Raw genomic sequence first — 8008 nt, forward strand, 5'->3', positions numbered from 1 at the left:
CTCGCCCGAGCCCGCGGCGCCGTCGTCCGCGTCCGGCTCGGTCGCCTCGGGTGCGGCGCCCTCCGGTGCCGCGGCCTCGGGCTCCGCTGCGTCGTCGGCGGAGGTGCGGACCGAGAGGATCGGCGCGCCGACCGGCACGGTGGTCCCCTCCGGGACGTGCAGCCGGGTCACCGTGCCCTCGAAGGGCGACGGGACCTGGACGAGCGCCTTGGCCGTCTCCACCTCCGCGATCGTCTGGTTCAGCTCGACGGTGTCGCCCTCCGCGACCAGCCACGAGACGAGGTCGGCCTCGGTCAGCCCCTCGCCGAGGTCCGGCATCGCGAACTCCTCCACGGCCATCAGCCCTCCCGACCGGTCAGCGAGTGCGGACGTCCCAGGACGCGGTCCACGCCGTCCAGGATCCGGTCCAGGCCGGGCAGGAAGTGCTCCTCCAGCTTGGCCGGCGGGTACGGCACGTCGAAGCCCGTGACCCGGACCGGAGGTGCCTCGAGGTGCTCGAAGCACCGTTCGGTGATGCTGGCCGCGATCTCCGCCCCGAGGCCGCCGTGCTGCTGCGCCTCGTGCGTGATCACGAGGCGGCCGGTGCGCCGCACCGACGCCTCGACGGTCGCGAGGTCCATGGGGGACAGCGAGCGGAGGTCGATCACCTCGACCGCGATGCCGTCGTCGGCCGCGGCGACCGCCGCGTCCCGGGCGGTCGCGACCAGCGGTCCGTACGCGACGAGGGTCACGTCGGCGCCCTCGACGACCACGGCGGCCGCCTCCATCGGCGGCGCGCCGTCCAGCGACGCCTCGACGGGGGCCTTGGTCCAGTAGCGGCGCTTGGGCTCGAGGAAGATCACCGGGTCGTCGCAGGCGATCGACTGGCGCAGCAGCGTGTAGGCGTCCTGCGGGTGCGAGCAGGTGACGACCCGCAGGCCCGAGGTGTGCGTGAAGTACGCCTCGGGCGACTCGGAGTGGTGCTCGACCGCACCGATGCCCCCGCCGTACGGGATCCGCACGGTGATCGGCATCGAGACCCGTCCCTGCGTCCGGTAGCGGAGCTTGGCGACCTGGGTGACGAGCTGGTCGAACGCCGGGTACACGAAGCCGTCGAACTGGATCTCGACGACCGGCCGGTACCCGCGGTAGCAGAGCCCGACGGCGACGCCGACGATCCCGGCCTCCGCGAGCGGCGTGTCCATGACCCGGTCGGCGCCGAAGTCGCGCTGGAGGCCGTCGGTCACCCGGAAGACGCCGCCGAGCGTCCCGATGTCCTCACCCATGAGGACGACCGCCGGGTCCTCCTCCAGGCTGTGCCGCAGGCCGAGGTTCAGGGCCCCGGCGAGCGTGAGGGTCGTGGGACCCGCCGTCGGCGACGGGGCCGAGGGCCCCGCTGTGCGGTCCGTCGTCGGCGCCGTCATCGCGCACCGTCCTGCGCGGCCGTCCCGTCGCCGTCCTCGTACATCGCCAGGTAGGCGGCGTACTGGCTGCGCTGCCGCTCCAGCCACGACGACGGCGTCGCGTAGACGTGGTCGAAGAGGCTCAGGGGCTCGGGCGCGGTGAGCCCCAGGCAGCCGGCCCGCATCCGGCGGGCGGCGGAGTCCGCGGCCTGCTTCACCGCGGTCGTCACCTGGTCGTCGAGCAGGCCCTCGCGCTCCAGGAGCCGCTCGACGCGCAGGAGCGGGTCCCGCGCGGCCCAGACCTCGCGGTCCGCGGGGTCCACGTAGCGGGTCGGGTCGTCGGACGTGGTGTGCGGCCCCATGCGGTAGGTGACCGCCTCGACGAAGGTCGGCCCCTCGCCCCGGCGGGCGCGGTCCAGCGCCTGCCGGGTGACCGCCATGACCGCCAGGACGTCGTTGCCGTCCACGCGCACGCTCGGGATCCCGAAGCCGGGGGCGCGGTCGGCGAGGGGGCGCACGGCCTGCAGGCCCACCGGCTCGGAGATCGCCCACTGGTTGTTCTGGCAGAAGAAGACCACCGGGGCGCGGAAGCTGGCCGAGAAGACCATCGCCTCGTTGACGTCGCCCTGGCTCGTCGCACCGTCGCCGAAGTACGCGACCGCGACGGCGTCGGTGCCGTCCTTGACCGCGCCGATCGCCCAGCCGGTGGCGTGCAGGGTCTGGGCGCCGATGATGATCTGCGGGGTCGCCATGCCCACCGCGAAGGGGTCCCAGCCGGAGTTCGCGGTCCCGCGCCAGACCTTCACCATGTCCGTCAGGTCCACGCCGCGGCAGTAGGCGACGGCGTTCTCCCGGTAGCTGGAGAAGACGAAGTCGTCGCGCCGCAGCACGCGGGCCGACCCGACCTGGGCGGCCTCCTGGCCCAGGAGCGGGGGCCACAGCCCCAGCTGCCCCTGGCGCTGCAGGGCTGTCGCCTCCACGTCGAGGCGGCGGACGACGACGAGGTCCTCGTAGAGCGCGACGAGCCGGTCGGCGTCGACGTCCTCGACCCAGGGCTCGTACTCGGGGTCCGGCGTGCGGGTCCCGTCGGGGGCGAGCAGCTGGACGAGCTGGTCGCCGCGCACGGCGGGGTCGTGGTCGGCACGTCCGGACGCAGCGGCGGTTCGCGCCGTCTCGCGTCGTTCGTGCACAGCGGTCGGGTGGACGTGTGAACGCAACATGTCTCGCTCCGTGTGTGGCGGAGCCCGCGCCCTCGTGAGGCCCGGGCTCCGTTGCCCGTGGTGCCGTCAGGCTACGGCCGCAAGGGACCTTCTGCCCATCATGCGGACATCCTCGGAGCGTCGCGCCGGGGCGCGTCCCGTCAGGAGGACGCGCCGTCCCGCTGCTCGGACGGGCGCGTCACCGGGAGGTGGCGACCCCACCAGGCCAGCACGTGCTCGAAGCGCTGCACGCGGTGCCGCGGCCGTCCGGAGCGCGTCAGCTCGTGTCCCTCCCCGGGGAAGAGCAGCAGCTCCGCCTCCACCCCGCGGCGCCGCAGCTCGACGAACCACCGCTGACCCTGCTCCACGGGGCAGCGCCAGTCGTTCTCGGAGTGGATCACCAGCGTCGGCGTGCGGACGGCGCCGACGTGGGCCATCGGCGACTGCGCGGCGACCGCCGCGGCCCCGTCCGGCGTGCCGGGGTCGCCCAGGTACTCCAGGCCGAAGAACCAGCCGATGTCGCTCGAGCCGACGAAGCTCACCGGGTCCAGGAACCCGCGCTCGACGACAGCCGCAGCGAAGCGGTGCGTCCGGGTCGTCAGCCAGGCCGTGAGGTAACCGCCGTAGGAGCCGCCCATGACGCCGACCCGGTCCGCGTCCAGGCCGAGGGAGGCGTCGGCCAGCGCGGCCTCCAGGAGCGCGAGGACGTCGTCGGCGTCGACGGTCCCGAACGCGCCGCGGATCGCGCGGCCGTGCGCCGCGCCGTACCCGGCCGAGCCCCGGGGGTTGCCCAGGACGACGGCGTAGCCCGCCTCGGTGAGTGTCTGGACCTCGTCGAAGAGGCCGTGCGTGTACTGGGCGTAGGGCCCGCCGTGGATGAGCAGGATCGTCGGGTGCGGCCCGGCGTGCCGCGCGGTGTCTGGCGTGGCGACCCAGCCGTGCACCGGGTACCCGTCCGGTGCGGAGGCGGTCAGCTCGCGAGGTGTGCGGAGCCGCCCGGTGGCCCGCAGCGGTGCGGACAGGTCGGTCAGCCACACCGGCTCCCCGCCCGTCGAGGGCCGCACGACGACGACGTCGCCCGCCGAGTCCGGCCGGCCGGCCGACGCGACGACGACCGTGCCGTCCGTCGTCGCGTCCGCGCCGGAGACGACGACCGGGCCGCCCAGCAGGACACGCTCCGGGCCCTCTGCCGTAGCGGGCAGCGCGAGCAGCACGACGGCGCCCCGCCGCTGGTCGGCGACGACGACAACCTCCGCGGTCGGCACGAGGACGGCGGGCAGGAGGTCGACCGCCTCGGCGTCGGTGTGCCGGCGGGGCGCGCCGTCCGCCCCGCGGTCCGCACTCCCGTCCGCACTCCCGTCCGCACTGCCGTCCGCCCCGGCGAGCGCCGCCTCCAGGTCGAGCGAGAACAGGCCGGTCTGCGCCGTGACGAAGTCGCGCCCGGTCGGGCCCTGGTCGCTGGCCAGGAGCCACAGCGTGCGCCCGTCCGGCGACGGCGCCACCGCGTCGACGGACAGGGCGTCCCGCGTCCCGGCACGCGTGACCGGGACCGGCGCGCCCGATGCGCCGTCGGCGGGCCGCGCCGCCACGACGACGGCGTCGCGGAGCAGGTCCTCCTCCCGCCCGGCGTGCACGGCCGCGACGGCGACGAGGCGCTCGCCGTCGGGCAGCCAGCGGTGACCGCTCACCTCGACGTCGCCGGACGTGAGGGCGAGCGGCTCGGGTCGCGCGGCGGGGGACGGCTCGGCGGGCACGTCGACGACGAAGAGGTGCTGCGGCCGGTCCCGGAAGAACCCCACGCCGTCGCCGCGGTAGCGGAGCGTGGTGATGTGCCGGGGCGGCTCGGCGGCGGCGTCCGCCCCCGCGGCGTACCGGCCGGCCTCCGGGACGCGGGCGAGGTAGGCCAGGCGCGTGGCGTCCGGGGAGAACCGGGGCTCGCCGACGCCCAGCGGTGCGTCGGTGAGACGGACGGGCTCCCCGCCCGTCGCCTCCACGACCCACAGCTGCGGGCGGCCCTGCGGCTCGGCGCGCAGGAACGCCACCCACCGTCCGTCCGGGGACCAGGCCGGCGCGGTGTCGCGGTGACCCCGCGTGAGCCGCCGCGCGTCCCGCGAGCCGTCCGTCGAGGCGGTCCACAGGCCACCCACGTACTCGTCGGACGCGAGGTCGGGGGACGTCACGGACCAGACGGCGGTGGTGCCGTCGGGGCTGAGCGCCGGGGTGCCGGGGGTCTGCAGGAGGGCGACGTCGTCGGGGATCACCCCGCGACCTTAGGCCAGCGCCGCGCGGCGGACTCTCCTAGGGTCGGGGCATGCTCCGACCTCGCGGCGCGTGCCGCGCCGGCCGCCGCCACCCGTCCGGGAACCCGACGTGACGGGGCGCCTCGTGCTCCTGCGCCACGGCGAGAGCGTCGCCAACGCGGCGCAGGAGTTCACCGGCCGGATCGACGTCGACCTCACGACGCGTGGCGTCGCGCAGGCGCGTGACGCGGCCCGCCTGCTCGACGCCGCGGGCCTGGTCCCCGACGTCGTCCTCACCTCGCCCATGGTCCGGGCGCTGCGCACCGCGCAGGTCGTGCAGACCGAGGTGGGCGGGCAGGTCCCGCTGCGCGAGCGGTGGCGACTCGTGGAACGGGACTACGGGTTCCTCACCGGCCTGGCCAAGGCCGCCGCGCGGGAGCGCCTCGGCCCGGAGCGGTTCGTCTCGCTGCGGCGCACGCGCCACGGCCTGCCCGGACCCCTCGACGACGACGCCGCCGCGCGGCTGGACCTCTACGAGGCGCTCGGCTCCGGCCTGGCACCCGCCGGCCGCGGCGAGTCGCTCCAGGACGTCGTCGACCGGGTCGCGCCGTGCTGGGCGGAGGCCCGGGGCCTCGTCGCAGACGGCGCCGTCGTCCTCGTCGTGGCGCACGGGAACTCCCTGCGCGCGCTGTGCCTCCTCGTCGACGGCCTGTCGGACGAGGAGGTCCTGCACCTCAACCTTCCCCAGGCGCAGCCGCTCGTGTACGCCCTCGAGGACGGCGTGCCGCGGCCCCGGGGCGGGCGCTACCTGGACCCCGGGACCGCGCACGCCGTCGCCGCCCAGATCGCGAGCGAGGGCGGGACCTGACGCCTGCGGCTCGTCAGGTCCCGCCCCCGCGGGTCGGTCAGGGACGGTCAGGCGCGGACGACGCCCGCCGCGAGGTGGGGATGGTGCGCCTCGACGACGTTGGGGTGGGCGCGGACCCGGCTCTTGAGCGCGTTGTAGCCGTACTCGTCGAGGATCTCCTCGTCGTCGGCGTCGCGCGCCACCCCGGGGGCCCGGGCGGCGAGGTCGGCCGGGAGCGTGAGCCGCGGGAAGACGGCGTCCAGGGACGGGTTGTGGAAGTACGGGACCGAGATGCGGTCGGTCCCCGGCTCCGGGGCGAGCACGCGGTGCCGCGTGGCCTTGAGGTAGCCGTCGGTGGCCCACTCGAGCATCTCGCCGATGTTGACGATGAGCGCCCCGTCCAGCGGCGGCGCGTCGAGCGCCTCACCCTGGTACTCGACCTGGAGACCGCGGCGGCCCGGCTCGACGAGCAGGAGCGTCAGGACGCCGAAGTCGTTGTGCCAGCCGACGCCCTGGTCGGTGCCGCCCTCGACGCGCCCGGGGTACCGGACCACCTTCGTCAGCCACGCGGGGGCGTCGCCGAACGCGGGGTCGAAGACGTCGGGTGCCTGCCCGAGGGACAGCGCCCACTCGCGCAGCAGACGGTCCGCCACCGCGCCCATGAGGGTCGTCCACTCGTCGACGACGTCGCGCAGCGCGGGCAGCTCCTCCGGCCACAGGTTCGGGCCCTGGAGCACGCCCCAGGCGGGCTGCGTGGGACCGGACGGCAGCACGGGGCGCTCCGGTCCGACGTCGATCTGCTCCCGCCAGTCGACCTTGCCCTGGGTCCGCTCGCCTCCGACCCGGGTGTAGCCGCGGAAGTGCGGGCTGCGGGTGTTCTCGATGGCGAGCTTGGCCTCCTCGGGCAGCGCGAAGAAGGCGCGGGCGGTCGCGACGACCCGGTCGACGAGGGCGGCGTCGGCGCCGTGCCCGACGAGGTAGAAGAAGCCGTGCCCGTGCGTGGCCTCCCGCAGGGCGGTGCGGAAGGACTCGGCCGTCTCCGGGTCGTCGGCCTGGCGCAGGTCCAGGACCGGCAGGGCGGGGGCGTCGTCCGCCGGGTGGGGCGGGGCGGGGTCCGTCAGGTCATCGGGCAGGGCAGCAGACTGGTGAGCGGGCAGGTGAGGGGGCAGGTGAGCGGGCAGGTGAGCGGGCAAGGCAGCGGGCAGCACGGAGTGCAGGGTCATCGGGGTTCCTTCTGGTGCGGGGGACGAGCTGAGGGTCGGAGCGGGTCAGGCTCGACACAGACAGCTGTCGGTCCGCAGCAGGTCCACGTGGACGCGGCGCACCAGGACCAGAGGCATAGGGCGGAGGATAGCTGCGTACGTGGCGCCTGACGAGGCCGGTCTCACCCCAGCACCGTGACCGTGACCTCGTGCAGCCCCTCCGCGCCGTCGGGGACGACGTCCTGACGCCGGGGGCTCTGCATCCGGCCCGCGGCGTCGGACGCCCGGACGCGCAGCACGTGCTCCCCGGGCGTCGCGTCCCACTGCCAGGACCACTGCCGCCACGTGTCGACGCTGATCTCGGCCGCGAGCTCCGCGTCCTGCCACGGTCCGTCGTCCACCTGGACCTCGACGCCCGTGATCCCCGTGTGCTGCGCCCACGCGGTGCCGCCCACGGCCACCCGGCCGGCATCGACCCGCGCACCGTCCCGGGGCACCTCGATCCGCGACGACGTCTTCACCGGCCCCCGGTCGGACCACCCCCGCACCGTCCAGTAGGCCTCCGCGTCCGCGAAGCGGGTCACCTCCAGGTCGACGACCCACTTGGTGGCGGAGACGAACCCGTAGAGGCCCGGCACGACCATGCGGACCGGGAACCCGTGCTGGAGCGGGAGCGGCTCGCCGTTCATCCCGACGGCGAGGAGTGCGTCGCGGTCGTCGAGCAGGACCTCCAGCGGGGTGGACGCCGTGAAGCCGTCCGCGCTCGTGGAGAGCACCATGTCCGCACCGGGCAGCGGCCGGGCGCGGTCGAGCACCTCGCGCAGGGGCAGGCCGAGCCAGCGCGCGGTGCCGATGAGCGAGCCGCCCACGGGGTTGGACACGCACGCCAGGGTCACGTCGGCCTCGACGAGGTCGCTCCCGAGCAGCTCGTCGAACGTCAGCCGCACCTCGCGCTCCACGAGGCCGTGCACCCGCAGCTCCCACGTGGCGGGGTCGACGCGGGGGACCGCCAGGGCCGTGTCGATCCGGAAGAACTCGTCGTTCGGGGTCACCACGGGGACGAGCCCGGCGACGGGTGCGGCCGCGGCGGCCGGCACCGGCGGGGCGGGGCGCGTCGCCCGGGGCAGGCGCAGGGCGG

7 protein-coding genes are annotated in these 8008 nt (G+C 75.6%); 1 reads left to right on the top strand and 6 read right to left on the bottom strand.

Annotated features, from left to right (window positions below; translation table 11 throughout):
- The 4 genes from N866_RS14125 to N866_RS14140 all read right to left on the bottom strand — a co-directional run.
- Positions 1-339, bottom strand: a 339-nt coding sequence (locus tag N866_RS14125; RefSeq protein ID WP_034227456.1) for a biotin/lipoyl-containing protein, incomplete at its 3' end; no start/stop codon positions are given.
- A complete protein-coding gene (locus N866_RS14130) occupies positions 339-1403 on the bottom strand; it encodes an alpha-ketoacid dehydrogenase subunit beta (RefSeq protein WP_081802663.1) in 1065 nt (354 codons plus the stop codon). The genes N866_RS14130 and N866_RS14125, both read right to left, overlap by 1 nt.
- Positions 1400-2602 carry a pyruvate dehydrogenase (acetyl-transferring) E1 component subunit alpha gene (gene pdhA / locus N866_RS14135; RefSeq protein ID WP_034227457.1) on the bottom strand — a complete coding sequence of 401 codons (1203 nt, stop codon included), beginning with the start codon at positions 2600-2602 and terminating at the stop codon, positions 1400-1402. Before pdhA ends, N866_RS14130 begins: the two co-directional genes overlap by 4 nt.
- Before the next feature lie 140 nt (positions 2603-2742).
- A complete protein-coding gene (locus N866_RS14140) occupies positions 2743-4842 on the bottom strand; it encodes a S9 family peptidase (protein WP_034227458.1) in 2100 nt (699 codons plus the stop codon).
- Between the two features lie 109 nt (positions 4843-4951).
- Here N866_RS14140 and N866_RS14145 point away from each other — a divergent pair, with 109 nt between their 5' ends.
- Complete coding sequence (locus tag N866_RS14145; RefSeq protein ID WP_034227460.1) at positions 4952-5689, top strand: 2,3-bisphosphoglycerate-dependent phosphoglycerate mutase; 738 nt, start codon at positions 4952-4954, stop codon at positions 5687-5689.
- 47 nt (positions 5690-5736) lie between these two features.
- Here the strand turns inward: N866_RS14145 and N866_RS14150 are convergent, their stop codons facing one another.
- A complete protein-coding gene (locus N866_RS14150; RefSeq protein WP_081802664.1) occupies positions 5737-6891 on the bottom strand; it encodes an isopenicillin N synthase family dioxygenase in 1155 nt (384 codons plus the stop codon).
- 161 nt (positions 6892-7052) lie between these two features.
- The coding region (locus tag N866_RS14155; protein WP_034227466.1) for a molybdopterin-dependent oxidoreductase at positions 7053-8008 on the bottom strand (956 nt) is incomplete at its 5' end.

Source organism: Actinotalea ferrariae CF5-4 (assembly GCF_000603945.1).
In the GTDB taxonomy this organism is placed as follows: domain Bacteria; phylum Actinomycetota; class Actinomycetes; order Actinomycetales; family Cellulomonadaceae; genus Actinotalea; species Actinotalea ferrariae.

What these genes read in the sequence shown, in the direction of transcription:
- N866_RS14130 (WP_081802663.1), bottom strand. Translation starts at nt 1,403, where the DNA reads ATGACGGCGCCGACGACGGACCGCACAGCGGGGCCCTCGGCCCCGTCG.
- N866_RS14150 (WP_081802664.1), bottom strand. Translation starts at nt 6,891, where the DNA reads ATGACCCTGCACTCCGTGCTGCCCGCTGCCTTGCCCGCTCACCTGCCC.
- pdhA (WP_034227457.1), bottom strand. Translation starts at nt 2,602, where the DNA reads ATGTTGCGTTCACACGTCCACCCGACCGCTGTGCACGAACGACGCGAG.